A 25,866-nucleotide genomic window follows, 5' to 3' on the forward strand; every position below is an offset into this window, starting at 1 on the left:
TTATCTCCGGGTCGGGTCGAAAGTGGCGGGCAACGAGGCCCAGCAGGCGTCGTAATCGTTTTGCAGCTGTGGGCAACCCAGGGCGAACCGGCTCGGGCGCAGCACCTGGCTGGTCTCAAACATGAAAGCCATGGTGTTGTCGATTTTAGCCGGCGCCAGTTCCGCGTTGATCGCCTTGGTGCAGGTCTCGCCATCGGGGCCGTGAGCACTCATGCAGCTGTGCAATGAGCCGCCGCCCGGCACGAAACCTTCGGCTTTGGCATCGTACTCGCCCTTGATCAGGCCCATGTATTCGTTCATCAGGTTGCGGTGGAACCACGGCGGACGGAAGGTTTTCTCGGCCACCATCCAGCGTGGCGGGAAGATCACGAAGTCGAGGTTGGCCAGACCGTGCACGCTGGTCGGCGAGGTCAGGACGGTGAAAATCGACGGATCCGGGTGATCGAAACTCACCGTGCCAATGGTGTTGAAGCGACGCAGGTCATATTTGTAGGGCACGTTATTGCCGTGCCAGGCGACCACGTTCAGCGGCGAATGATCGAGCTCGCAGCCCCACAACTGGCCGAGGAATTTCTGCACCAGGGTGGTCGGTTGCTTGAGGTTTTCGTAATGCGCCACCGGAGTCAGGAAGTCGCGAGGGTTGGCCAGACCGTTGCTGCCGATCGGCCCCAGGTCCGGCAGGCGCAGTGGCGCGCCGTGGTTTTCGGCCACGTAGCCCCGCGCTTGCGGATCGAGCAGTTCGATGCGGAATTTCAGCCCGCGAGGCAGCACGGCGATTTCCAGCGGCTCCAGTTCCAGCACGCCCAGTTCGGTGGCGATGCGCAGGCGGCCCAGTTCCGGTACCAACAGCAGTTCGCCGTCGGCGTTGAAGAACACCCGCTCCATGGACCGGTTGGCGCGGTAGTTGTAGATGCTGATCCCGGCCGGTTTATCCGCGCCCGAATTGGCGGCCATGCTCACCAGCCCGTCGATGAAATCGGTGGGCTCGGTCGGAATGTCCAAGGGGTTCCAGCGCAGGCGATTGGGGGTCACTTCACCCAACGGACCACCGGCCAGTTGCCGATCCAGTTTGACGAATGCCGGGTGATTGGCCGACGGCTGAATGCGGTACATCCAGGTCCGGCGTGCTTCGCTGCGGGCCATGGTGAACGCGGTGCCGGAGAACAGTTCGGTGTACAGGCCGTAAGGGGCTTTTTGCGGGGAGTTCTGGCCGACAGGCAGTGCGCCGGGCAATGCTTCGCTGCTGAATTCGTTGCCAAAGCCTGACTGATAAGCCAGCGCTGGCGCCGTTGAATCGAGGTTCATGGAGCCTCCTGAACGGGAAGTTATTTTTATCGTAATTCAATTACGCATAACGTAATTTGATTGGTATTGACCGTCAAGCTATAAAGACGCCCATTCGTCCCGGGATCACACCGCCTCCATGACCAGCGAAAGCAACGGTAAACAGAAAGTCCGCTCGGCCGAAGTCGGCACCGATATCCTCAAGGCCCTCGCCGAGCTGTCGCCCTCGACCTCGTTGTCGCGCTTGGCCGAACACGTGCAGATGCCGGCGAGCAAGGTTCACCGTTATCTACAGGCATTGATCGCCAGCGGTTTTGCCGAGCAGAACCCCGCCACCAACCATTACGGCCTGGGCCGTGAAGCGCTGCGAGTCGGCCTGGCTGCCCTGAACAGTATGGACGTGCTGAAAGTCGCCGCCCTGCCCTTGGCCGAACTGCGCGACGATCTGAACGAAACCTGTTTTTTGGCGGTATGGGGTAATCAGGGCGCGACGGTCGTGCACATCGAGCCGGCGGTGCGGTCGGTGACGGTGGTCACGCAATTGGGCTCGGTATTGCCGTTGCTTAGTTCATCCACTGGCCTGGTATTTGGCGCTTACCTACCAAAGCGGGAAACCGTGGACTTGCGCGATCAGGAACTTCACAACGCCACTGACCACATCTTGGCGGACGATCAGACCTATGCGGCCTTATGCGAACAGATCCGCGTACGCGGCCTGCATCATGTGCATGGGTTGCTGATGCCGGGAGTGGATGCGTTGTCGGCACCGGTATTCAACGCAGCAGGGAATGTAGCGGCGGTCATGACCATCGTCGGTCCGACCTCACTGTTTCACGCTGACGAAAACGGCCCGGCGGCGCAGCGTTTGCTGGCAGCGACGCGGGCCGTGAGTTGGCGGATGGGTTACCAGGTTGAACCGTGACGTAATAAAGCGGAAATATCACCGCCCGCTATTAATCCACTCTTTTCCCTGCTCAGCGAATAGAGGTTGTTACCGAACCGGTTGTATTCGCGAGAGACCGACCCGCCACATAGGTCAGATAATTTACGCCGACCTCAACACCGGTAACGGTTGAAACAATTCCGGCAAAATCGTTGATTCTGGAAAGGTGACTCAAGCCGGCATTTGCACCGCCAATGCCCGCAACGGTACCCACATAGAGAGAAATCAACCCGACCCATGCAGCTGAAAAATGCCCGCTTGCCTGTTTTTCATACCCGTTGTGGTGAGCGATTACCCCCAGCACAATTGATCGCGTTGCCTTCAATAACGTGGCTGCGACCCCGACCGGTGGAATTAAGAGCGAAACAATGTCCACCGCAAATTCGGCAACAATCAGCGTGTCGCGCCAGAATGCTTCGGAAAGACTGGTCGTCTGGTCATCCGTCTCGGCGATGAAAAGCTCGATCATCGGCGCGTAGTCATCCGAGAAGCGGATAGGCCGTCCGAGTGTTAGCGTGAAATCGTGATATCCCTTCAGAACTTCGAACAAATAATTGCGCACAACCTCTTGATCTCTACTCCGGACACTTTTAACAATATCCCATCGCGCATGCATCTTCAGTTCCGCGGCATAAGATTCCAGTGAAACAAAATTTTTGCCATCGTAAGCCGCTGGCAGATAAATAATTTTTTCAGTTGTGCCTTTGCGAGCAAAGACATATCCACCTTCAACTCGCTTGCCGTTAACGACAAACCTGTAGACTTCGCCATTGGCAGTATTTGCAGTAATGTGCAACTCTTCCAGCACCGCATTCAGCCAGGTATATTGCTCCACGCTCAAATTGCCTTGCATTCTCTGAGTCAGAGCATCGAACTGGAGTTTGTTTTGCTTGAGCTTGCCATACACCTCAGGTCTTGTTGACAGATCTCCGCCCCCGGGATTGAGGAAAGTGCGCTTCAAATAATCGATGTATTGATCCCCTGGCAACACTCCAATCAAGTCGTTGATCACTGCTGCACTCAGCCTTCCCACCGAAGTGCCGTCTCTTGACCTGAACGTAGCCGTTCTCAATAGATCATGAACATTGACCAGACTTTTGACCACCGTGTCAAACCACGCAAGAGCCTTCACAAAAGAACTGGTGTCGCTGCGCCAGATTTCCCAATTAATAAACAACTGAGTCAGGGTCATTGGCTGATGACCTGCAATTGTGATCTCAACCTGGTCCGGATCGATTTCCGGGTGTGGCCCCGAGCGAAGTAAATAGTCATTAACTCGCTTTTTCACCAATTCCCGAGCAAACACCTGAAACGGCTGTACATTCACCTTATCTTTCGCCAGTCCATAAATGGCGCTTTGTTCAGTAGTCAGTCGAGCCAAGCATTGCCGTTCAGACAGCTTCGCTTGCCTGAACCAACCAGGCGTAACAAATTCGACCTCGTACTCCGCCCATGCCAGTAACTGCCTGACACTGTCTTCAAAGCGTCTTTGGGGAAGAGACAGCCATGTAACGCTATTGATTCTTGACCCTTGACCAGCTATGGCCGCTGCTCCAGATTTATTTATTTCGTCATCCAGCTTGCTGCGATCCTTCAAGTGGCATTGATCGATCAAGTAATCCTTACCGCCTGGAACAAGCACCCATTTCGCAACGTGTTCCTTAAGCAACCAAACATTATCGAATTCAAACCAGTCTTTACCTTCCGGCGCGCCTGGCGCATATAGCACACAAGGAACAAGCGCACCATTGCTTTTAGACGTATAAACGGTGAGTTCCTTGAATGCCTGATAATCATCACGAAAGGAAAGACCATGAGTAATTAATGATGTATCGCCAAGATTGCAACGTTTCACCATATCCAGACTTTGCGCCTTCAAATGACCTTGCAGCCCGGCGGCGAATACCGACAAGGCCGTCACTCTTGCCAGGTTTTCATGGATAGCGTCTTGTACTTCGGGCTCTTTATAGGCAGCGTTCCGCAGCGCTGCGTACTTCATCCGCACATCGAGCGTTTCGATGGCTGACTCGATGAATGAAGGGGTCAAATCCCGCGCATGTTCGCCGTTGATCTTGAGCTGATAGCGGGCGGCTTTATCATGCAAACCGTACATAAAAAGTTCGGTTAACGTTTTCGTTTCTTGATGCCTGATTTCCTTCACGCCCATACGGAAATTGTAGTTCAAGGTCACGAGGACAAAATCAGGATCGACATGCAGTGCAGCACGCCGAAAAATAAAGTCTTGAACACTGTTTCGTGTATAGGCTTTCAGCGACGCGACATGACCCACTCGTCGATGCAGATCTACTTCACTTTGAAGCAGGGTGCGCTCCAGATCGACATAAATCTTCTGGTCCCTTTCGCTACTGCGCTTCAACCATTCAGGCCACGCATTTTTACTGATCAACTTGATCAGCGCGGCTGTGCGATGTTTCGCATTCTCAAGCAGCTCCTTCAAGGGCAGGAGGGCGTTAACTTCTCGGATCACATTCTCCTTGTCCGTGCGCGAGCCACTCAACCCCTTGAGTTGACGACTGATGTCAGCACGTTGTTTTGCCAACAGCGCGTCTGTGCCAACACCGAATACATCCGTATCAATTCGTGGATAACGAATCTCTGGATCAGCCTCGACCTTCAGCGCGTCTTCAACTGCCAAGTCCTTCAGCAATTCGTCACGACTCGCTGGCGTACTCAGGCGTTTCCGGACTTCTTGATGCAGCGCTGCCGACGTAGCGAACTTTTCCACCCCTGCGTTCGCCGTATATAAAATCATGGCGCTGTCCGCCGCAGGAACAATTGCCCCTGACGACTGACCATCCAGACGCATGACAAAAGCCGAAGCCAATGTTTTGAAGACGCCATCGTGCAGTTGGACAGCAACGCCATAAAATGCGCTGGGAACCAGAGGACTGGTCAACGCGTGAATCTTTTTTTCGTCTTCCGGTGCGACACCGCCCTCTTGCGTTACGTTATTCAATTCCTGCCAGAAGAGTTTGACAGCATAACTTCGCAGAAGGCCTTTACGCATCACGTTGTTGCCCGTATTACGTGCCCAGTACTGATCCAGCGCCACGACAAACTTTGCAGGCAACGTCCGGAGCAATTCGGCGATAAATTGACTCACTGTCCCAACATCCAGATCAGCGTATCGGGCGCTTTCGTCCGTATCGTTCAGCCAGTCGTACACACCATATTGGTCTGGATTATAATTCGGTGCACTTCCGCGCAGCAGACACTCCATCAATACATCATTCAGTGAACCTGTCGGCTCTTGGGCAGTCGCAACACCGCGATAATTGATAAACACCTTGGAAATATAGAGTTCCGGCACCAAACGCCACATGTCCTCCGCCAGGCAATCTTGTAGCAAAGACGCAAATGACGGGATAAACTTCAATTGCCCGGACAACTGTTCAACGGCCTCGTTTACGCCGGTGAATTTATTTAAAACCGATTCGAGCTTATTACTTTCCATAAATACATAATCCTGACTTAGCCAATTAAAAGCGGTGCACTTGCACACACCAACTTCCAGCGAAACTAAATCAAAGATAACCAACAATACAGTCGGATTTCTTTTCGACTTATGTTGCAGCAACAATAACGCCGCGCCACAAACAGCCGATCAATTGTTACATCACGCCAACAGCCCAAGCAGTCGCGCCTGGGCAACTGCGTGAGTTCTGCGCTCAACGCCCAACTTACCGTGAATGCGTCGAGCGTGCGTTTTGACCGTATGTAACGAGATGAATAATTGCTCGGCAATCTGTTGATTCGAATTACCCAACGCAATCAACTTTAGTACTTCGACCTCGCGCTGACTAAGCGGATTATTACCTCCTGTATATGCCACGCCTTCAATGTTCGGCTCCGTCATTCCCAGTGCCGACAGCAGGTCAGGCTGGCGTAATTGAAGTTCGCACAGCGCCTGCCGCAAACCACATCGCTCCACCAGATTTAATCCACTGCGTAAAAACTCGTTGGCACTGACCAGGTCACTATTCAACCAGGCGACTTCGGCCCTGGCGAACAACAGTTCCACCTCCAGCGTCAACTGAGCGGAGCGCTTCGACTGATCAAGCAGGCGAGCGAGGATGTTCAATGGGGCCTCGCTCCGGCGCAAATAGACTTGGGCCAACACCAGCAGGTACTCAATCCGGGCAATCAGCAGCAAAGTTGCCGGAGGTGCTTGCCGCGCCTGGCCCAGATAGTGGCGCAAGACGCGACTCAGCGCCTCACAGGCGAGTTCTGGCCGGCCCTGCTGCAGCCAGAAATGGCTGCTGACTTGCAGCAGTACGCCACGATAAACGGTGTCAGGACTCTGCCGCTGCTGCATCAACCGTTCAGCATCGCGCAGATGAGCAAATGCCAAGTCATAGTCACGTTGATTGGCCGCCAATTGCGCAAGCCCCAGAAAACCGTACAGCACCCGCTTGTCGTGATTGCGCAGGCAGATCCGCAAGCCACTTTCAAACAACTCGCTCGCCTGTGCATCGCGTCCCAGGGACAGATTCAAACGGCCACGCTGCAACGCCAGTCGTCCGAGCAAAGGTTCGGCATCGCGTTGCTGCCTGGTGAACATGGCGTGAACATTGGCAAGCAAGTCCTCGGCACGTTGGAGAGCACCACGCTGCTCCAGCAATTGCGCATGGTCCAGTTCCAGCAGTCCTTCGAAAACCAGTGAACCTTGCGCACGCGCCAGGCACAACGCTTCACGATTCATTGCCTGGGCGACTTCCAGCTCCCCACGCAGCAATGCTTGCTGGGTCAGCCCCGACAAGCACATCACACGTACAGTCCAGAGTTCGGGACCAAGGTCCTTCAGCGCATCGAGAAAATGCGCACGCGAGCCCTCCATCCGCCCCTGCAGATGCAACAGCCACCCCTGCTGGGCCTGCCACCGTGCGATCAGTTGCCGTTGCAGAATCGCCGACGGCTGCGGGACGAATCGTGACAACTGCTCGATACAGGCTCCGGCTTGCTCAAACCGCCCCGCAAACAGCGATGCCGCCGTGATCAGCCCGATCAGTTGCGGCGAGCCGAGCATCAGCTCCTCGCCTTGTTGCTCATGCAGACGCAACAACAGCACCACTGTCTGCTCCTCGAACAGATGCTCGAAACTGAAGTGCTGCAACAGGCTGACCGCCACTTCGTATTCCTCGGCGAGCAATGCCTGTTCGAAGGCTGATTTCCAGTCCTGCTCGGCGCAGAACCACTGGCAGGCCCGCCGATGCCAGGAGCGTCCGGCCGGCCATTGCTCATCGCGCAGCAATTGGGTGAACGGGGTGAAAACCTGCAGCCAGTCGGTGGAGTCGCGCCAGGGTTCGATAAAACAACCCAGTGCTTGCAAAGTCCTCAAGTACTGCGCGCCCTCCCCGGCCCCAAACAGGTGATCGCACAGTCGGGCATTGAAGCGTGGCAAGTGGGCCAGCACGCGCCAGACCTCGCTCAACTCAGGCGTCAGCGAGCTGAACAACTCGTGCTCCAGATAATCGAGCAAGGTGTCCGCCCGTCCCTGGGGAGTGTCCTGACGCGACCAGTCGCACTTCTGCAACAGTGCGATCCGCACACCGGCACACCAGCCGCCGGTGCGCTGGATGACCCGACTGGCCACCTTGTTGGCCTGATCCGGCACCCAGGGACGCAACAGCTGCTCCACTTCACCTGAAGTAAAAGCCAGCGAAGCGCTCTCGCACTCGTACAATTCATCATCAAGCAACAGCCGTGGCCAGTTGCATTGCGGCCGGCGGCGAGTGCCGAGCCACCAGGTCAGCATCGGGCTGCCGATCGCCAACATGCGATCCAGCAACGAGTCCAGCTCCGGGTTCGGCAGACGGCAGTAGTCATCGAGGAACAGCCAGGTCGGCGTCTGCAATCGCGCCAGATTGCTCAGCAATTCGTTTTCACCCGACGAGGCCAACCCCAGCACCTCAGCCAGACGATGACGAAAATCGGCCGCGCTCGACACCACGCCAGACAAGGGCAGCCAATGCACCCGGCACTGGGATGGCGCCCGCAACAGGCACTCGGCGAGCAGCGCACTCTTGCCGCTGCCGGCGGGGGCGCAGAGTAATTTCACCCGGGCCGTTGAGGTCAGTAGCGGCTCGGTCAAGCGAGCCCGCGACAGGTGATGAGAGGACAGGCGGGGCAGGAATCCAGAACGGTCCAGACACGGGGTCATGGCGGTCATTGCAGCGTGCCTTTTTATAATTGTCCGACAACCCTAACCCTCTCCAACCCGCTTGTTGAGAGGTATTCAGCGCGCTGATTGGCGCCCATAAAAAAGGCGACCCAGCGGTCGCCTTTTGTGATGCCAATGTATCAAAACCCTTACCGAACGCCCTCGGCGCGCAGAGCCGACGGTGTGTAGTCGGCAGCCTTGGCGTCAAAGCCAAATATGAAACTGTGCTTCTCTTCGTTCTTCATTCCCAGGGCAATGTATCGGCCAGCGATGATGTCGTAGAGCGCCTCGAGGGTGTAGGCCGGAGTCTGGTGATCGTAGTAGTACTGGGCGTGACCTTCGGCCACTCGCCACAGTTGGCCGCGACCGTCGTAGTGGTCCACCAGCGCCACTTGCCAGCTGTCTTCGTCGAGGTACATGTGGCGTTTGGCGTAGATGTGCCGCTCACTCGGCTTGACCGTGCCGACCACTTCCCAGACCCGGTGCAACTCGTAGCGGGTCAGGTCCTGGTTGATGTGCCCGGCTTTCACCACGTCATCGTACTTGAGGCTCGGCGAATCGAGTTTGTAGCTGTTGTAGGGAATGTACATTTCCTTTTTGCCGATCAGTTTCCAGTCGTAGCGATCTGGCGCACCGGAGAACATATCGAAGTTATCCGAAGTCCGCAGGCCGTCAGCGGCGGTGCCTGGTCCGTCGTAGGCCACTTGCGGTGCACGGCGCACTCGACGTTGACCGGCGTTGTAGATCCACGCCAGTCGCGGCTCTTTCACCTGGTCGAGGGTTTCATGCACCAGCAATACGTTACCCGCCAGCCGCGCCGGCGCGGTTACCGACTGTTTGAAGAAGGTCAGCACATTGGCGGCTTTGTCCGGGTCCAGGTCCTTCATCAGTTGCGGTACGGCGATCTCTTCCTCGAAGCGAATCGGCGTGTAGCTGCCGTTGGTCTGCGGGGTCACCTGGGTGATGATCCGTCGCAGATTACCGCCGTGGTAACGGGTGATGTGGTTCCACAGCACTTCGACGCCATTCTTCGGAATCGGGAACGCGTAATAGCGATTGCCGGTGAAATTGGCCAGGCCGTTACCGTCGTTGATGCTGGTTACGTTCAGCGCGCTGCGCTTGGCCGACTCGTAGATTTCCGGCGGCACGGCCACGGTGCGATGGGTTGGGTAGACCGGAATCTTGTAGGTTTCCGGGTAGCGCTTGAACATCGCCACCTGACCGTCCGAAAGCTTGTCCTTGTACTTGTCGACCGTTGCGGCGGTGATGGTGAACAGCGGCTTTTCACTGGCGAACGGGTCAGCCAGGAAGCCTTTGCTGTCGACCGCGCCAGCGTTTTTCGGGATGCCACCGGTCCAGGCCGGGATCGACCCATCGGCGTTGCCGGCCTTCTCGGCGCCCAGCGGCGTGAGGGTGGTGCCGAGCTTATTGGCCTCTTCCGGCGAGACCGCAGCCATCACGTTGGCGGCCAACAGACTCAGTGCCAGGGCGCCGCATTGCAGAATCATCTTGCGCATTAACATCATCCTTCTCAGCCAGATCAGAAGTTCACGCCGAAGCTCAGCGCCAGGAAGTCGCGGTCGGTCAGGGTGTTGTAATTCCCGCCGAAAAAGTCGGTGTAACTCAAGCTTGCGGTATAGGTGTTGCGGTAGTCGGCATCGACACCAACGCTGACCGCCTTGGCGCCTTCATTGAACAGCCCGTTGGGGCCGTAGCCGGCGACGTCATGGGACCAGGACAGGTTGGGTTTGAGGTTGATCCCGCCAATCACGTTGGCGTAATCGAGGATCGCCCGGGCGCGATAGCCCCAGGAGGTCGAGGTGACGAAGCCGTCGGTATCGCCACCGAAACCGTACTGGCCGTAGACCGAATCACGGCCGTAACGCAGCTTGCTCCGCGGCTCAAGACCACCGACATGGACCATCGCCGCTTCACCGACCAGGGTCAGCCGTTGGGCGCCCAGCACTTGATCGAAGAAGTGCGTCAGGGTGCTTTGCACCTGGGTCACTTCCTTGCGGCGGTAACCGGTATTGTCGGCGCCAGGCCGGGTCGCAACAGGCGATGCCGCGCCGCCGGCGATCGGGTTGAGCAACGCCAGGGTCAGGTCGTTGGTGTTGACCTGCACCGGAGCGTTAGGCCGGTAGCTGATTTCGCCGGTCCAGGCAGTGCCGGTGGGCAACGTGGTGGAGAAACTCGCACCGTACAGGCGAATGTCTTCCGGGTATTCGAGGTAGTACTGGCCGCGCCCGAGCATTACGCTTTGCGCCAGGCCCGAACCGCTGCCCGGGGCCAGACGGTTGGCAGTGCTGACCATGCCCGGCAGGCTGGCCAATGTGGACAGCCCGGCGGTGGTGGTGCCGACGGTCGGTGTGCGACTGTGGTAGTTCATGAAGTAGAGGCCGTATTCGGTGTCGTCACCGAGCCAGCGCAAAGCCGCGCCCCACTGCCCCGAATCCCGTGCATCGCGGTCACCGCCACGGGGCACGATCACGCCCTCACGGGTGACCTGGATAGGTTGGCCAAAGGCTGCCGCCAGTGGTGCAAGCGGTGCAATCGCCGGGCTGCCGACGGTGTAGTTGTTGTTGCAACCGTCCGCCACCACGTCGTTACCAAAGAAGGTGCCGCAGTTGTCTACGACGGTCTGGTCCCACTCCAGTTGGTAGAAACCTTCCACCGTGAGTTGATCGGTCAAGCCCTGGGAAGCGAACAACATGTTGACCGGAATCAGGCCTTCCTTGATCTCAGCGCCGGGACGCCGGAACGCCGAAACGTCGACCGGGTTGATGCTGTTGATCGAGTTACCGATGAAGGTGCTTTCACCCCAGCTGACCACCTGTTTACCGGCACGCACGGTGCCCGGCAGATCGGCGATGGAATAGTTGTGATAAACGAAGGCATCGAGAAGCTCCGCCCCGGAAGACTTGGCGCCTTCCTTGCGACCGCTGTCGCTGATCTGCTTGAACTCGCGGTCTTCGTCTTTGAGCTCGAAGTCGTACCAGTACTTGCCACGGACGAACACGCCGGTGTCGCCGTACTTCAATTCGAGGTCGTGGATGCCCTTGAAGATCTTGGAGAAGGTTTCGCCTTTCTTGAAGTTCAGGCGTCCGTCATCACCGGTCGAAGACTGGCCTGTCCCGCCATTGACGGTACCCACCAGCGACTTGTCGGCATCGCGCATGCCCCAGCTCGCGCCGACGGACAACGAGGAATCGAACTGCCCCTCGATTTCGCCGATGTTGAATGAAACAGCCTGCGCCTGGGCACAGCAGCCCAAGGCCACCGCAGCGGCCAGCGCTTGCGGTTTGAAGATGGCGCGCATTGTTGTTTTTGTCATGCGTCTTCCCCGGTGAGTGACAGAAGCCCCCACCCTACTGCCGCTCGCCGGGAGCGATAAGCGCACCAAGGAGGTATTCGCGATGTACCTCCAAAGGATGAAGGCCCGCATGGGACGGGGTTTTGCGCGGGGTATGGATGGGCTGGATGGAGGGTTATCAGTGCAGTGCATGGGACATGGTTGAAGTTGGATGTGTAACAGCTGGCGCAGCTAGCGGCAGCTGTTACAAAAGGTCAGCCGAAGACTGTTGCCAAGACTGTAACAGTGCATGTCAGAAATCGCTATTTTTCCTTTGTGATCAATACCTTATTCTTGCCTGGCTTTCACGGAAAACGGCCCGAAAGCACAAAGAACGGGGACGATAGACCACCCCATTGGCGACAGAATCCAGATGATTCGAAGCGTATTTTTTCGACTCATCGCCCTGTGTTCACTGACGTTGATTTGTAGCTCCTGGATCCACGTCTTACTTTGGCCGCTGCGTTTGCAGCGGCCTTTTTTATGGGCGAAAGGTTTTCAGGCAGGGAGTAGTCGGGAGGGGATGACGGGGCTCAGGCAAGCCCCGCCAGATGTCGCGCAATCAGCGTCAGAGGGAATACTTCTGCAAGTTCTCCATCATTTCCTTCAGCGCCTCAATGTTGTCCTTCGGATGCGCCGCACCTTCGAAATCGCAGATCTGCTGCCAATGCGCCGCCACATCCCCCGGCGAGAAACCGACCCGCGGATCGAACCCGGCGCCCAGGCTGCGCTCCCAGCGCACCTTGCCCATCCAGCCGCCACCGACCTCGAACAGCCCCGACGTTTCCTGGCATTGCGCGCTGGCCAGGTACACCACCAATGGGCTGACCAGTTCCGGTTTGAGTTGCTCGAATACTTGCGGCGGGATCAGGCCTTCGGTCATGCGGGTGCCACCCGTGGGGGCGATGGCATTGACCAGGATATTGTTCTTGCGGCCCTCGATAGCCAGTGTGCGGGTCAGGCCGTAGAGGCCGAGTTTGGCCATGCCATAGTTTGACTGCCCGAAGTTGCCATAGATGCCCGAGGTCGACGCGGTGAAGATCACGCGGCCATAGTTTTGCTCACGCATGTGTGGCCAGGCGGCGCGAGTGACCTTGTAGGCGCCTTCGACGTGAACGCGGTAAACCAGGTCCCAGTCGCTGTCGTCCATTTTGTGAAAGGTCTTGTCGCGCAGGATGCCGGCGTTGTTCACCACGACATCGATACGACCGAACGTATCAAGGGCGTGCTGGACGATTTTGTCTCCGTCGGTGACAGAGTCATGATTAGCCTCGGCGATGCCACCCGCTTCACGAATTTCCGCCACCACCCGATCAGCCGCCGATGCATTGGCGCCTTCACCCTGAGCCGAGCCGCCGAGATCATTGACCAGCACTCTGGCACCCTGTTTGGCGAACAGCAATGCATGCGCTCGCCCCAAGCCGCCGCCCGCACCGGTGACAATCACGACTTTATCTTCGAAGCGCACAGACTCATTCATGGGGAACTCCAGCAGGCCAGGGACTATTAGTGCGAGTGTCGGGCACGGGGCTGCCGGTCACAATGAACACGGGGGCGGCTGAATGGTGCGCGATAAGGCAGCGGGATAGTCAGGAACACGCCAACTTGAGCGGCGGTGAAATCAACTGATCGCGAAATTCCAGATAGTGCTTGAGCACCTGCGCCGGCGCTTCGATCTGTGGGTAATGGCCGATCTCGGACAGCAGGACAGTGTCCGGGGTGGGAATCAGTTGCCGATAGCGCGCCACCATGTGCGCACCGGAAACCGGATCGACCTCACCATCGATAACGCGCAGCGGCACCTCGCCGCGCTGCATGGCGCTGACCCAACGCTCACGCTGGACCCGCCGCTGCGGAATATAACCGATCAATTTATGCATGATCCGCTGCCCGTGATTGCTATCGACCAGGCTCCAGAAATCATCCAACTCGCTTTCGGTGGGCCGGGTCTGCGGACCGAAAATCTGCTTGAAACTCTTCACCAGAGCGTCACGGGTAAAAGCTAGCCCGATCATCCAGCCCAAGGGGCTTAGCAGGAGTTTTTGCATCAACACCGGGCGATGGGTTTCGGGAAACAACCCGCCATTGAGGAACACGCAACTGGCGATATGAGCACGTGCTTCGTAGTGCCGGGCCAAGAGCTCCTGGGCCACGCTGTCGCCATAATCGTGTGCCAACACGTGAACGGGTTGCTCGACGTTCAAGTGCGCCAATAACGCTTGTTGCAGATCGGCCTGCTCCAGCAGGCTGTAGTTGTGGTTCACCGGTTTGGCCGAATCGCCGAAGCCAAGCATGTCGCAGGCAATCACCCGATAGCGCTGCGCCAGCGGCTGCCACAGGTAATGCCAGTCCCAACTGGCGGTCGGGAAGCCATGGATCAACAACAGCGGCTCGCCCTGCCCCGCTGCCCAATAGCGGATGGTCTGACCGCGGAAGACGAACGTCTGGCCGCGTTTACGCCAGACACACAGAGGAATTTCGGCGAGTGCCATTTAGAGTTTATAACCCGGGTCTTGTTTATCGAGTTTGCGCAGCAGCGCCGGCCAGGCCAGCGCGCCACCCATCCCTTGAGCACTTTTGGTGACGCCGGCGATCATCGCCTTGGCGCCCGCCAGAATCTGCGGTTCGATGGCAATCAGCTCCGCGCCACCGTTCTGCGCCAGCACCTGAATCTCGCAGGCGCGCTGAAAGGTAAACATCATCAGGAACGTGTCGGCGATGGTGCCACCACAGGTCAGCAGACCGTGGTTGTGCAGCATCAGAAAATTGTTTTCACCCAGGTCGGCTTGCAGCCGCGCCTTCTCTTCATGGTTCAGTGCCACGCCTTCGTAGGCGTGATAAGCCAGGCTGGACAGCACGAACAATGACTGCTGACTGATCGGCAAAATGCCCTGTTTCTGCGCCGATACCGCCACGCCGGCCGCCGTGTGGGTATGCAGTACACACACGACGTCATGCCGGACTTCATGCACCGCGCTGTGGATGGTGTAACCCGCCGGGTTGATCTCGTAGGGGCTGTCCATCAATTTGTTGCCGGCCTGATCGACCTTGACCAGGCTCGACGCGGTGATTTCATGGAACATCATCCCGAACGGGTTGATCAGGAAGTCTTCAGTGCCTGGCACCTTGGCTGAAATGTGCGTGAAGATCAGATCGTCCCAGCCGTGGAGGGCGACCAGACGATAACAGGCCGCCAGGTCGACGCGGGTCTGCCACTCGGCGGCACTGACTTTATCCTGGAGACTGTGTGGCGACTGGATGGGGGTTACGCTCACGGCAAGGATCTCTTTTTATTGTTCTGGGTTCTTAATGTTCACTGACGTTACAGCAGTCTAGTCAGCCCCCGGAGATCGGCTAGTTGCATTGGCAGCCAGCTTGGTGGCCGAGCGAGTCAGTGCGTGGGGGAGCCTGGATCCATGTCAGAACACTGCCGCCAATAAAAGCCGGTCAGCCCCGCAGAGCGCTGACCAGGTCCGCCAGCCAAGGCTCGGCGTCGGTTTCCGGCGTTACCGTTTCACTGGCGTCCAGACGCAACATCGGCAGCACTTCATGCACGCCCAGTTCGCCGAACAACTCACGCATTTGCTCACCGCCACCGCAGAACGTATCGCCGTAACTCGAGTCGCCCAACCCGATAACGGCACCCGGCAAGCCACGCCAGGCGGCGGGCAATTGATCGCGGATCATCGAATACAATGGTTGCAGGTTGTCCGGCAACTCACCCATGCCGGTGGTCGAAGTCACCGCCAGAAAGGCTTCCGGGCCAAAGGCCTGAACATCGGCAAGTGTCGCGCGCGGGTTGTGCCAGGTTTCAAAACCGGCGGCGTTCAATAGACTTGCGGCGTGGCGGGCGACTTCTTCAGCCGTGCCGTACACCGAGCCGGAAAGGATGGCGACTTTCATCAATCTGATCCTGAAGCTGAGTAAAAGGCCGAGATATTAACAGCACAGCCCTCATTGATCTTTTAGAATGCAGCGTACCCATCAATACGCAAAGGACTCTGCGATGATCAATGCCTCACTGCTGCAAATGGTAATCGAGGCGTCGAACGACGGCATCGTGATTGCCGAAAAGGAAGGCGAACAGGACAATATCCTGATTTACGTAAACCCGGCGTTCGAACGCCTGACGGGCTATACCAGCGAAGAAATCCTCTACCAGGATTGCCGCTTTTTGCAGGCAGGAGACCGGGATCAGCCCGCCCTCGCATTGATTCGCCAGGCGTTGGGCAATGGCGGTTCCTGCCGGGAAATTCTCAGGAATTACCGCAAGGACGGCACCCCGTTCTGGAACGAACTGTCGCTTTCCACGGTAAAAAACCCGCACGACGGACAAACCTATTTTGTCGGGGTGCAGAAAGACGTCACGGTTCAGGTCAAGGCACAGCAGCGAGTTGCACAGCTGGAAGCGCAATTGGCCGAGGTACAGGCAGAACTTGCTGATCTCAAGTCGACGAACGGATCAAACCAATCTGCGAATTAGTGGTCATTTACTACAATCACCGATGACTTTGTAATTATTTCTTTCGAGCAAATCATGCAGCGCGACGCACTCCTGACCCAGGATGAGCTGGACTTTATCCAGACCATGCAACACAACCCGCAACTCAATGTGCGGGATGCGACGTCGAGTTTGCTGGTCAATGGCGGCTCGCAGATCCGTGATTTGCTCACACGCCTGGCCGCTCATGAGCAAGTCACCATCCAGGCCACTTTCGAAAATCAGCAAATGACCTTCCCGCTGCACCTGGTGGAAGATGAGTTTCACGCAATGCATCTACGCCTCGGTGTCCCCAGCATTTATGAAGACGGGCCAATGATTCGGCCATGGCGCCTGCCGCTCGAAGAGCCAGTGGCGCTGGAAAATGCCAAGGGGCAACCCGGCACGATGTGGGTGCACGAAATATCGTTCAAAGGGGTTTTGCTGGAAGTTCGCAACAAGACCAAAGCACCAAAGCACTTCGCGTTGTGGTTCAGCCCGTCAGGCTATGAGCGGATTGCGTTGCGCGGCACCCTGGAGCGTGAGACCGAGCAAGGTTTCTACGCCTACGAGTTGAGCCAGAGTGACAAGGACGAAACCGAGCGTCTGCGTCAGTACATCCTTCAGCAACATCGCCTGACCCATCCTGCTTTGCATATTTGAATCTCAGGTATCCAGGTTTCCCGCCAGGAACTGTTTCAGACGCTGGCGCATCACCCCTCCCTCGTTTCCAAGGCAACCCACCGACGACCCGGCCAGACTTTCTTGCGCCAGGTCGGACGCATCCCCGGCCAGAAACAGCTGACAATCCAGGCCCATGGCCAGACGGTTCAAACGTCGAGGCAGTTCGGCAGCCGGCGCGTGATTGGAAATCAGCACCAGCGCCCTTGGCTTGATCTTCTCACAGACCAGGATCAACTCATCAAAGGGCTGCCCGATCGCCAACAACTGAATAGCCGAATCGATGCTGCTCAGATAGAGCGCCGTGACCAATACTTCGAGCTCACGACATTGGTCGGCCAAGGCGCAGACAATCACTCGTCGCGGCTGCATGACACGCACCAGCAGCAGGCGTTGCAATACTCGAGACCGCAGAAAGCCATCCAGAAAAAGCCACTCGCTGGTCTGACCGAACGCATCTTGGCGTTGTAGCAATAGCTTCCAGATCGGAATCAGGATGTCCTGGAACACAACTGTCAGCGGATAACTGGAAAAGATCTGACCGTAGACGTGTTCCAGCTGAACTTCGTCAAAAACACTCACTGCCGCCTTGACCTGCTGCTGCCATTGGCTGTAGTCGGCTTGAACGAGCTCGTCGGGAATGATCCGCTCCAGCACCTGGAGCGGTTCGGTCTTGGCCAGTATCTTGCCAACCTTGCTTACCGCGACACCGCGCTCGATCCAGCCGAGGATGCTGCGGACACGCTCGATATCGGTCATCGAATACAAGCGGTGCCCGCTTTCGGTGCGGGTGGGCTGTATCAGCCCGTAGCGTCGCTCCCAGGCTCGGAGCGTGACCGGGTTGACCCCTGTCATCCGCGCGACCTCACGAATCGGGAACAGCTCCTCTCGAATCAGGGAGGTAATGGGGGGCAAGCCAGGCGCAATGTCGGTCAGCACAGGGATTTTGGATCCATATTAGTATTTTGATACATTTTTACTCTCATACCCCAGTGATATTCAACACGTCGTTGAACTAATTGGAACGAAAGTTCCAGACACAATCAGGAATAATCCTTGCTTGTCCCAAGACGCAGCCCACTACCCCGGCGCTGTGCCTGGCGAAACTCCTATCCGGAGCGACGCGTTTGCCTTACGGAGATACACAATGTCTACTTCACCCGTCACGTTGATGGTTGCGCGTCGTGTCGCCGATGGGCGTTATCAGGACCTGATGGCCTGGTTGCGCGAAGGCGAGCAACTGGCCACCGACTTCCCCGGCTATCTCGGTTCTGGCGTGCTCGCTCCGCCGCCCGAGGATGACGAATTCCAGATTATTTTCCGCTTCGCCGACGAGCAGACCCTGCACGCCTGGGAGCATTCCGCGTCGCGTACCGCTTGGCTGGGACGCGGCAGCAATCTGTTTGCCCATCCTTCGGAGCATCGGGTCAGTGGCATCGATGGCTGGTTCGGTGCGGTAGGGCAACGCCCGCCACGCTGGAAGCAGGCCGTGGCGATCTGGCTGGCGTTCTTTCCGGTGTCCCTGCTGTTCAACTTTGTGCTGGGACCGTTATTGGCTGAAACGGGATTGCTGGCCCGGGTGTTCGTCAGCACCCTGTGCCTGACACCACTGATGGTTTATTTCTTCATTCCATTGTCGACCCATCTGTTGGCCGGCTGGCTGAACACCGCACCGCAACAACCGTTGCCCGCAACGCCTACTACCCAAAATCAGTAACTCTTGCAGGAGCGTAGGTGCACGACTCCCGTCGCTGGTATAGTTTTGCTCTAACCGCGACGCGAGCCGTTCATGACCTCTTCCGCAGCCCCCATCCTCATCACCGGTGCCGGCCAGCGTGTCGGCCTGCACTGTGCGCAGCGTTTGCTCGAAGACGGCCATCCGGTCATTTTCAGCTACCGCAGCGAACGCCCCGGCGTAAAGACCCTGCGCGATCTGGGAGCAACAGCGGTGTTCGCGGACTTTTCCAGCGAGGCCGGGATTCTCGCGTTCATCGGTGAATTGAAGAACCACACCGACAGCCTGCGGGCGATAGTCCACAACGCCTCCGAATGGCTGGCCGAAACCCCGGGCGCCGAAGCCAATGCCTTCACCCGCATGTTCAGCGTGCACATGCTGGCGCCCTACCTGATCAACCTGCACTGTGCCGATTTACTCAGACGCTCAAGCCCCGCCGACATCGTGCACATCAGCGATGACGTGACCCGAAAGGGCAGCAGCAAGCACATCGGCTACTGCGCCAGCAAAGCCGGGCTCGACAGCCTGACCCTGTCCTTTGCCGCCAAGTACGCGCCAGATATCAAGGTCAACGGTATCGCGCCAGCCCTGCTACTGTTCAATCCCGACGACGACGCGGCGTACCGCGCCAGGGTCCTGGCCAAATCCGCACTGGGCATCGAGCCCGGCAGCGAAGTGATCTACCAGAGCCTGCGCTATTTGCTCGACAACCCTTATGTCACCGGCACGACCCTGACCGTCAATGGCGGACGGCACGTCAAATAAGCCGCCCCCGCGAGGATGTCCCCATGACGTTATCCCTGCCCCACAGCGCCCTGTCCCAGAGCTATCGCGAGATCCTTATCGGCCTGGGTGAAAACCCCGACCGCGAAGGGCTGCAAGACACCCCGTTGCGCGCCGCCAAGGCCATGCAATACCTGTGTCACGGTTACGAACAGAGCGTCGAAGAGATCGTCAACGGCGCACTGTTCGCCTCCGACAACGATGAAATGATCATTGTCGACAACATCGAGTTGTACTCGCTGTGTGAACATCACATGTTGCCCTTCATCGGCAAGGCGCATGTGGCTTATATTCCAACGGGCAAGGTGCTGGGCCTGTCGAAGATTGCACGGCTTGTGGATATGTTCGCCCGCCGCCTGCAAATCCAGGAGAACCTCACCCGGCAAATCGCCGAGGCCGTGCAGCAAGTGACCGATGCCGCCGGTGTCGCGGTGGTCATCGAAGCCCAGCACATGTGCATGATGATGCGCGGCGTCGAGAAACAGAATTCGACCATGAACACCTCGGTGATGCTCGGTGCCTTCCGCGAGTCGAGCAACACCCGCCAGGAGTTCCTGCAATTGATTGGACGGAGCAAGTAGCAATGCCACAACTTCAACCAGGAATGGCACGCATCCGGGTCAAGGACCTGTGTTTGCGAACTTTCATCGGGATCAACGAGGACGAAATCCTCAACAAGCAGGATGTGCTGATCAACCTGACCATCCTGTATGCCGCCCAGGACGCCGTGCGTGACAACGACATCGATCACGCGCTGAACTACCGCACCATCACCAAGGCGATCATTGCCCACGTGGAAGGCAATCGCTTTGCCCTGCTCGAGCGCCTGACCCAGGAGCTGCTGGACCTGATCATGGCCAACGAGTCGGTACTGTATGCCGAAGTCGAAGTCGACAAGCCCCACGCCCTGCGCTTCGCCGAGTCGGTGTCGATTACCCTGGCCGCAAGCCGCTGACCGCGTCTGGCGCATCGCTCGCCAGGCTTTTATCATCCGCGCCACGATTTGATTGCACAGAGCCCATCATGAACGATCAACAACGCCTGGAACTTGAAGCCGCCGCCTTTCGCCGGCTGGTTGCCCACCTGGACAGCCGCAAGGACGTGCAGAACATCGACCTGATGAACCTCTCGGGTTTCTGCCGCAACTGCCTGTCCAAGTGGTACAAGGCCGCCGCTGACGAACGCCAGATCGACGTCAGCCTCGATGAAGCCCGCGAAGTGGTTTACGGCATGCCGTACGCCGAGTGGAAAGCCCAATACCAGAAAGAAGCCAGCGCCGACCAACAAGCGGCGTTCGCCAAAGGAAAACCCAATGAGTGATTTGAACACCCTGCGCGCCAGCCTCAAGAGTGGCGAACACGTTTTCGCCGACACCCTGGCGTTCATTGCCTCCGGTTATGACTACCAGCCCCAGGCTTTCAACAACGGTGGCGTGGAAAACGCAGCCGGGCAGAACGAAGGCTCGTGCAAGACCCTGGGCCTGGCGCTGCTGGAAGGTCTGAGCGATGAAGAAGCGCTGTTGGCGTTTGGCGAGCATTATCGCTCGGTGGTAGCTACGCCCGAAGGCAGCGACCACGGCAATATCCGGGCGTTGATTGCCCATGGCTTGGCGGGTGTGAAGTTCGCTCAGCAGCCACTGACTCGTCGCTAAACCTGTGGCGAGGGAGCTTGCTCCCTCGCCACAGATTATGCGTCGCCATCGATCGGTATCAGGGCACATCCCGACTTTTAAGATTGACCCGGCAACTTTATTTCGTTTGCCGGACACCTCTGCTCGCGGCTTAGATAAAAAGAAGCATCCCTTCTTCAGAGTCAGCCATTCATGCGCAGCGAAACCATCAGTCAGTCGATTTCCATTGTTCACCCCATCAGTCTCAGCCACGGAAAAAATGCCGAAGTCTGGGACACCGATGGCAAGCGCTACATCGACTTTGTCGGGGGAATCGGCGTACTGAACCTCGGCCATTGCCATCCACGCATCGTCGAGGCCATTCGTGAACAAGCCACCCGCCTGACCCACTACGCGTTCAACGCGGCTCCCCATGTGCCTTACATCGAACTCATGGATCGCCTGGCCGCGTTTATTCCAGTGGATTACCCGGTCAGCGGCATGCTCACCAACAGCGGCGCGGAAGCGGCGGAAAACGCCCTGAAGATCGTCCGTGGCGCCACCGGCCGCACCGCGATCATTGCCTTTGACGGCGCCTTCCACGGCCGCACGCTGGCCACTCTCAACCTCAACGGCAAGGTCGCGCCTTACAAGCAGAAAGTCGGCGTGCTGCCGGGGCCGGTGTACCACCTGCCCTTCCCCAGCAAAGACAATGACGTGACCTGCGCCGAGGCCCTGAAGGCGATGGATCGGCTGTTCAGCGTCGAGATCGACGTGAATGACGTGGCCTGTTTTATCGTCGAACCGGTACAGGGCGAAGGCGGGTTTCTGGCGATGGATGTGGAATTCGCCCAGGCGCTGCGGCGTTTCTGTGATGACAAAGGCATTTTGCTGATTGCCGATGAAATCCAGTCCGGCTTCGGCCGCACCGGCCAGCGGTTTGCGTTTTCGCGACTGGGCATTGAGCCGGACCTGATCCTGCTGGGTAAAAGCATTGCCGGTGGCGTGCCGCTGGGTGCGGTTGTCGGGCGCAAGTCGCTAGTCGACAACTTGCCCAAGGGCGGATTGGGCGGCACCTACTCAGGCAATCCCATCGCCTGCGCCGCCGCGCTGGCGACCCTGGACGAAATGAGTGATGCACATCTGCATGCCTGGGGCACGCAGCAGGAAGAAGCGATTGTCAGCCGCTACGAAGCCTGGCGGGCACGCGGACTGTCACCGTATCTGGGCCGTTTGACCGGCGTGGGTGCGATGCGCGGCATCGAACTGATCAATGCCGACGGCACACCGGCTTCGGCGCAATTGACACAACTGCTGGCGCTGGCCCGAGACTCGGGCTTGCTGCTGATGCCCAGCGGCAAGTCGCGCCACATCATTCGGCTGCTCGCGCCATTGACCACTGAGGCCGCCGTGCTGGAAGAAGGGCTGGATATTCTTGAGGCGTGCCTGGCGAAATTGTCCTGAGGCAGAATCGTCTGCCCACAAAAAAACCGGCCAAGGCCGGTTTTTTTGTTTTCTACGGAATCAGAACGAAACGTTCTGCAGGCCGTCGAGGTAACGCTCTGTGTCCAGTGCCGCCATGCAGCCGGCGCCGGCCGAGGTGATGGCTTGACGATAAACGTGGTCGGCCACGTCACCGGCAGCAAAGATACCTTCGACGCTGGTGGCAGTGGCGTTGCCGTCACGGCCGCCCTGTACAACCAGGTAGCCGTCTTTCAACGTCAGCTGACCTTCGAACAACGACGTGTTCGGGGTGTGGCCAATGGCGATGAACACGCCGTCGACTTTGATTTCGTCGAAGCTGCCATCGTTGTTCTTCAGGCGAGCACCGGTCACGCCCATGTTGTCGCCCAACACTTCGTCCAGGGTCGCGTTCAGCTTCAGGATGATCTTGCCTTCGGCAACCCGGGCATTGAGCTTGTCGATCAGGATCTTCTCGGCGCGGAACGTTTCGCGACGGTGAATCAGGGTCACGGTGCTGGCGATGTTGGCCAGGTAGAGCGCTTCTTCGACAGCGGTATTACCGCCACCGACCACAGCCACTGGCTTGTTGCGATAGAAGAAACCGTCACAGGTCGCGCAGGCCGAAACGCCTTTGCCCATGAACGTTTCTTCCGACGGCAGGCCCAGGTAACGAGCGCTGGCACCGGTAGCGATGATCAGGGCGTCGCAGGTGTAAGTCGCGCTGTCGCCAATCAGGGTGTACGGCTTGGCAGCGAAGTCCACGGCATTGATGTGATCAAACACGATCTCGGTTTCAAAGCGCTCGGCGTGCTCTTTCATCCGTTCCATCAGCGCCGGGCCGGTCAGGCCGTGGACGTCGCCCGGCCAGTTGTCGACTTCGGTGGTGGTGGTCAGTTGACCGCCGGCTTGCATGCCGGTGATCAGCAGTGGCTTGAGGTTGGCACGGGCCGCATAGACAGCGGCGCTGTAACCGGCAGGGCCGGAACCGAGAATAATCACTCGCGAATGACGAACTTCAGACATGACCTGCTCCTGTTGACCGGCCCGAAACACTGGGCGCGGAACGCCGGATTGCCGGCGGGAATAAAAAAGGACCGTTGAAAGCACTTGGGGAAGGCTTGGGCTCGACAGTCCTGTAAAAGAATGGGTGCAGCGTATCGAGGGGGCGAAGATTAAGGAAATACGGTTTAACAATCCAGCTCATAGGCGGTCTCTATTCCGTTGCAGTGAATGTATAGACGCCTTTGTTACAGTTAATGTCGATGCCGCTACCGCGCTTTCGCACCTCAGGCAAAGCCGGTAAGGTCGGCGCGTTTCCCTCTTGTTCGGAGCACGTTATGCCCGCCCCCGTTCTGTCCGGCCCGCAATACCTGCGCGAAGGCCTCAATCTGGTCCTGAGCCCAAGTCTGCGTCTGTTCGTGTTGCTGCCGCTGGCGATCAACCTGGTGCTGTTCGTCGGATTGATCTATCTGGCCGGTCATCAGTTCAGCCTATGGGTCGATACGCTGATGCCGTCCCTGCCCGATTGGCTGAGCTTCCTCAGCTATATCCTCTGGCCGATATTCGTGGTGTTGGTGGTGTTGATGGTGTTCTTCACCTTCACAATGCTCGCCAACGTTATTGCCGCACCGTTCAACGGCTTCCTCGCGGAGAAAGTCGAAGTGGTGGTGCGCGGCACCGACGATTTCCCGACCTTCAGCTGGGGCGAACTGATCGCCATGATCCCCCGTACCCTGACCCGGGAAATGCGCAAGCTCGGCTACTTCCTGCCAAGGGCCATCGGGCTGTTCATCCTCTCCTTCATCCCCGTGGTGAACATCATTGCCGCACCGCTGTGGCTGCTGTTCGGGGTGTGGATGATGGCGATCCAGTACATCGACTACCCGGCGGACAACCACAAGCTGGGCTGGAACGAGATGCTCGCCTGGCTGCGCAAGAAGCGCTGGCAGAGCATGAGTTTTGGCGGGATCGTTTATCTGGCATTGCTGATTCCGGTGGTGAACATTTTGATGATGCCGGCGGCCGTGGCTGGCGCGACGCTGTTCTGGGTGCGTGAGCGTGGCGCGGAGAATCTGGTGGCGGAACGCAGTTAATCGCGTCATATATCCATCATCCCACCGTCACAATGACGACATGGCCTCAGCCGACACTGAGGTCATGACGACAGCTCTGCATATCACTCTGATCACCGAAACCTTCCCCCCGGAAATCAACGGCGTGGCCAATACCCTTGGTCGCTTGTTCGACGGTTTGCGCGCGCGCGGGCATCAGGTCGAGTTGGTGCGGCCACGTCAGGGCGGCGACCCGCTGACGGGCAGCAATGATGAGTTGCTGCTGTGTCGGGGCTGGCCGCTGCCGGGTTATCCCGGCCTGCAATGGGGCCAGTCGTCGATGCACAAGCTGCTGCGGCGCTGGAAGCGCCATCGCCCGGACGTGTTGTACATCGCCACCGAAGGACCGCTGGGGTTGTCGGCGTTACGCGCGGCACGGCGTTTGGGGATTTCGGTGGTCAGCGGCTTCCATACCAATTTTCAGCAGTATTCCAGCCAGTATGGGCTCGGGTTGCTGACGCGCTTGCTGACCCACTACCTGCGCTGGTTTCACAATCGCTCGACCCTGACCCTGGTGCCCAGCGCCAGCCAGCGACTGGAGCTGGAGCGGCGCAGTTTCGAGCGTCTGGCGTTACTCTCTCGAGGCGTCGACAGCCAGTTGTTTCATCCGGTCAAACGACTGAAACCGCTGCGTGAGCAATGGGGACTGGCCGAGGATGACATCGCCTTCATCCACGTAGGACGCCTGGCCCAGGAGAAGAATCTTGGCCTGCTCAAGCGCAGTTTCGACGCGCTGAAAACCACTTATCCACAGCGCAACATGAAATTGATTGTGGTCGGTGACGGTCCGCAACGATCGGCGCTGGAAAAGGAATTGCCCGAGGCGATTTTTTGCGGCTCACAACGCGGCGAAGCGCTGGCCAGTCACTATGCCTCGGGGGATGTGTTTCTGTTTCCGAGCCTGACCGAAACCTTCGGCAATGTGGTACTTGAGGCATTGGCCTCAGGGCTGGGGGTGGTGGCGTACGATCAGGCTGCGGCGGCTCAGCATATTCGCCATGGCTACAACGGCGTATTGGCCATGCCCGGGGATGAACAGGCGTTCTGCGATGCGGCACGTTGGCTGCTGGAGGAGCGCGAAACCTTGCGCTGCATGCGGCTCAATGCCCGCCAGCATGCAAGCCGTCAGGGCTGGGCGGCGATTATCGAGCAGTTCGAGGGGCAGTTGCGGGGGGCTTGCGCGCAGGAACAAGTTCTATCCGATGCGGCGTTGTTACCTTAAAAGCTTCGCGGGCAAGCCTCG

Annotated in this window: 23 protein-coding genes; 12 read left to right on the forward strand and 11 right to left on the reverse strand. The window is 58.1% G+C overall.

Translation table 11 applies throughout. The annotated features are described in order from the left end of the window. The gene (gene hmgA / locus FFH90_RS25740; RefSeq protein WP_138866298.1) at positions 1-1,305 is read right to left on the reverse strand and encodes a homogentisate 1,2-dioxygenase; all 1,305 of its coding nucleotides are present in this window, start codon (positions 1,303-1,305) and stop codon (positions 1-3) included. A gap of 118 nt (positions 1,306-1,423) precedes the next feature. Here hmgA and FFH90_RS25745 point away from each other — a divergent pair, with 118 nt between their 5' ends. Continuing rightward, on the forward strand, positions 1,424-2,206 hold the full coding sequence (locus FFH90_RS25745) for an IclR family transcriptional regulator (RefSeq protein ID WP_111454329.1): 783 nt from the start codon (positions 1,424-1,426) through the stop codon (positions 2,204-2,206). Positions 2,207-2,258: 52 nt separating this feature from the next. Here FFH90_RS25745 and FFH90_RS25750 read toward each other — a convergent pair whose 3' ends face one another. From FFH90_RS25750 to FFH90_RS25785, 8 genes are all read right to left on the reverse strand, one after another. Next, entirely contained in the window at positions 2,259-5,702 is a 3,444-nt protein-coding gene (locus FFH90_RS25750) for a dermonecrotic toxin domain-containing protein (protein ID WP_138866299.1), read from the reverse strand. A 162-nt stretch (positions 5,703-5,864) separates the two neighbouring features. Then, the gene (locus tag FFH90_RS25755; protein ID WP_138866300.1) at positions 5,865-8,417 is read right to left on the reverse strand and encodes a LuxR C-terminal-related transcriptional regulator; all 2,553 of its coding nucleotides are present in this window, start codon (positions 8,415-8,417) and stop codon (positions 5,865-5,867) included. A gap of 140 nt (positions 8,418-8,557) precedes the next feature. Further along, entirely contained in the window at positions 8,558-9,925 is a 1,368-nt protein-coding gene (locus tag FFH90_RS25760) for a DUF1329 domain-containing protein (protein ID WP_018927165.1), read from the reverse strand. 23 nt (positions 9,926-9,948) lie between these two features. Then, a complete protein-coding gene (locus FFH90_RS25765; RefSeq protein WP_111454332.1) occupies positions 9,949-11,742 on the reverse strand; it encodes a DUF1302 domain-containing protein in 1,794 nt (597 codons plus the stop codon). A 586-nt stretch (positions 11,743-12,328) separates the two neighbouring features. Continuing rightward, positions 12,329-13,240, reverse strand: coding sequence for an SDR family oxidoreductase (locus FFH90_RS25770; protein ID WP_138866301.1), 912 nt, complete (start codon positions 13,238-13,240; stop codon positions 12,329-12,331). A 109-nt stretch (positions 13,241-13,349) separates the two neighbouring features. Next, positions 13,350-14,252 carry an alpha/beta fold hydrolase gene (locus tag FFH90_RS25775; RefSeq protein WP_018927169.1) on the reverse strand — a complete coding sequence of 301 codons (903 nt, stop codon included), beginning with the start codon at positions 14,250-14,252 and terminating at the stop codon, positions 13,350-13,352. Then, positions 14,253-15,035, reverse strand: coding sequence for a class II aldolase/adducin family protein (locus FFH90_RS25780; RefSeq protein WP_018927170.1), 783 nt, complete (start codon positions 15,033-15,035; stop codon positions 14,253-14,255). It abuts the gene before it with no gap. Between the two features lie 172 nt (positions 15,036-15,207). Further along, on the reverse strand, positions 15,208-15,663 hold the full coding sequence (locus FFH90_RS25785; RefSeq protein WP_064620259.1) for a flavodoxin: 456 nt from the start codon (positions 15,661-15,663) through the stop codon (positions 15,208-15,210). 103 nt (positions 15,664-15,766) lie between these two features. Here FFH90_RS25785 and FFH90_RS25790 point away from each other — a divergent pair, with 103 nt between their 5' ends. Beyond that, entirely contained in the window at positions 15,767-16,243 is a 477-nt protein-coding gene (locus FFH90_RS25790) for a PAS domain-containing protein (protein WP_096479557.1), read from the forward strand. 54 nt (positions 16,244-16,297) lie between these two features. Further along, complete coding sequence (locus FFH90_RS25795) at positions 16,298-16,903, forward strand: hypothetical protein (RefSeq protein WP_007942172.1); 606 nt, start codon at positions 16,298-16,300, stop codon at positions 16,901-16,903. Positions 16,904-16,906: 3 nt separating this feature from the next. On the opposite strand, the gene FFH90_RS25800 is transcribed toward FFH90_RS25795, so the two are convergent. Then, the gene (locus tag FFH90_RS25800) at positions 16,907-17,866 is read right to left on the reverse strand and encodes a MerR family transcriptional regulator (protein ID WP_178114265.1); all 960 of its coding nucleotides are present in this window, start codon (positions 17,864-17,866) and stop codon (positions 16,907-16,909) included. Between the two features lie 202 nt (positions 17,867-18,068). On the opposite strand from FFH90_RS25800, the gene FFH90_RS25805 reads away from it, so the two are divergent. The 7 genes from FFH90_RS25805 (at position 18,069) to FFH90_RS25835 (ending at position 22,512) form a co-directional block, all read left to right on the forward strand. Next, positions 18,069-18,638 (forward strand): antibiotic biosynthesis monooxygenase, encoded by a 570-nt coding sequence (locus tag FFH90_RS25805; RefSeq protein ID WP_019647675.1) that lies wholly within the window; start codon positions 18,069-18,071, stop codon positions 18,636-18,638. A 72-nt stretch (positions 18,639-18,710) separates the two neighbouring features. Then, the gene (folM, locus tag FFH90_RS25810) at positions 18,711-19,421 is read left to right on the forward strand and encodes a dihydromonapterin reductase (protein WP_018927176.1); all 711 of its coding nucleotides are present in this window, start codon (positions 18,711-18,713) and stop codon (positions 19,419-19,421) included. A gap of 23 nt (positions 19,422-19,444) precedes the next feature. Beyond that, entirely contained in the window at positions 19,445-20,020 is a 576-nt protein-coding gene (gene folE, locus FFH90_RS25815) for a GTP cyclohydrolase I FolE (protein ID WP_018927177.1), read from the forward strand. Positions 20,021-20,022: 2 nt separating this feature from the next. Next, complete coding sequence (gene folX / locus FFH90_RS25820; RefSeq protein WP_007942179.1) at positions 20,023-20,394, forward strand: dihydroneopterin triphosphate 2'-epimerase; 372 nt, start codon at positions 20,023-20,025, stop codon at positions 20,392-20,394. A gap of 68 nt (positions 20,395-20,462) precedes the next feature. Then, a complete protein-coding gene (locus FFH90_RS25825) occupies positions 20,463-20,759 on the forward strand; it encodes a DUF1244 domain-containing protein (RefSeq protein WP_018927179.1) in 297 nt (98 codons plus the stop codon). Next, positions 20,752-21,090 (forward strand): HopJ type III effector protein, encoded by a 339-nt coding sequence (locus FFH90_RS25830; protein ID WP_138866303.1) that lies wholly within the window; start codon positions 20,752-20,754, stop codon positions 21,088-21,090. Before FFH90_RS25825 ends, FFH90_RS25830 begins: the two co-directional genes overlap by 8 nt. A 171-nt stretch (positions 21,091-21,261) precedes the next feature. Next, on the forward strand, positions 21,262-22,512 hold the full coding sequence (locus tag FFH90_RS25835) for an aspartate aminotransferase family protein (protein ID WP_018927181.1): 1,251 nt from the start codon (positions 21,262-21,264) through the stop codon (positions 22,510-22,512). Positions 22,513-22,572: 60 nt separating this feature from the next. On the opposite strand, the gene trxB is transcribed toward FFH90_RS25835, so the two are convergent. Then, positions 22,573-23,535, reverse strand: a complete 963-nt coding sequence (gene trxB, locus FFH90_RS25840; protein WP_018927182.1) for a thioredoxin-disulfide reductase — start codon at positions 23,533-23,535, stop codon at positions 22,573-22,575. 314 nt (positions 23,536-23,849) lie between these two features. Here trxB and cysZ point away from each other — a divergent pair, with 314 nt between their 5' ends. Then, complete coding sequence (gene cysZ / locus FFH90_RS25850) at positions 23,850-24,605, forward strand: sulfate transporter CysZ (RefSeq protein WP_138866304.1); 756 nt, start codon at positions 23,850-23,852, stop codon at positions 24,603-24,605. 40 nt (positions 24,606-24,645) lie between these two features. Continuing rightward, positions 24,646-25,845: a glycosyltransferase family 1 protein gene (locus FFH90_RS25855; protein WP_111454338.1), complete on the forward strand. Its 1,200-nt coding sequence runs from the start codon at positions 24,646-24,648 to the stop codon at positions 25,843-25,845. The last annotated feature ends 21 nt before the right edge of the window (positions 25,846-25,866 follow it).

It is taken from the genome of Pseudomonas sp. ATCC 43928 (genome assembly GCF_005938665.2).
Classification (GTDB): domain Bacteria; phylum Pseudomonadota; class Gammaproteobacteria; order Pseudomonadales; family Pseudomonadaceae; genus Aquipseudomonas.